At 56.8% G+C, this 1,011-nt stretch carries 1 protein-coding gene; it reads left to right on the top strand.

Annotated features, from left to right (window positions below; translation table 11 throughout):
- On the top strand, window positions 1-1,011 hold a 1,011-nt coding region (gmd, locus tag ACRRQW_RS21195; RefSeq protein ID WP_438483713.1), incomplete at its 5' end, for a GDP-mannose 4,6-dehydratase.

Raw genomic sequence — 1,011 nt, 5'->3', positions numbered from 1 at the left:
AAAGCTTTGATCACCGGTATCACCGGACAGGATGGATCCTATCTCGCCGAGTTGTTGCTCGAGAAAGGGTATGAAGTGCACGGGGTTATCCGGCGCGCCTCTACTTTTAATACGAGCCGCATCGACCACCTTTACAGCGATCCGCATGTGAACGGGGTCAGGCTTTTTCTGCACTACGGCGATCTCGCTGACTCGGTGCAGATGGTGAAGTTGCTTTACGAGCTGCAGCCGGACGAAATCTACAACCTCGGTGCCCAGTCGCACGTGCGCGTGTCGTTCGATGTGCCGGAATATACGGGCGACGTCGTGGGCGTGGGCGCAGTGCGCATCCTTGAAGCGATTCGTGAGGCGGGCCTCGTTAAGAAATGCCGTTTCTACCAAGCATCTTCCTCGGAAATGTTCGGCAAAGTGCAGGAAGTGCCGCAGACGGAAAAGACGCCGTTCTGGCCGCGTTCGCCGTATGGCTGCGCGAAGATGTATGCTTACTGGCTGACCGTGAATTATCGCGAGAGCTACAATCTCCACGCCTCAAACGGCATTCTGTTTAATCACGAGAGCCCGCGCCGCGGCGAGACGTTCGTCACGCGCAAGATCACGCGCGCGGCGACCCGCATCAAGATGGGTCTGCAAAAGGAACTCTACATGGGCAACCTCGACGCGAAGCGCGACTGGGGTTACGCCAAAGAATACGTCGAGATGATGTGGGTCATGCTCCAGCAGGATCAACCGGATGACTACGTCGTCGGCACCAACGAGACGCACAGCGTGCGGGAATTTATCCAGGAGACGTTCAGCCTGCTCGATCTCGACTGGGAGAAATACGTGAAATACGACGCCCGCTACGAGCGTCCGGCTGAGGTCGAATTACTCATCGGCGATCCCGCCAAGGCGAAGAAACAACTGGGCTGGGAACCGAAGGTGAAGTTCAAGGAGCTCGTCAAAATCATGACTGAGGCCGACCTCGAACTCGCCAAACGCGAAGCCCAGATCAAGCAGTTGCCCAAACCGTAA

Origin of the sequence: Oleiharenicola lentus (genome assembly GCF_051660365.1) — a bacterium.
Taxonomy (GTDB): domain Bacteria; phylum Verrucomicrobiota; class Verrucomicrobiia; order Opitutales; family Opitutaceae; genus Lacunisphaera; species Lacunisphaera lenta_A.
This window is presented reverse-complemented; position numbering and strand designations above follow the sequence as displayed.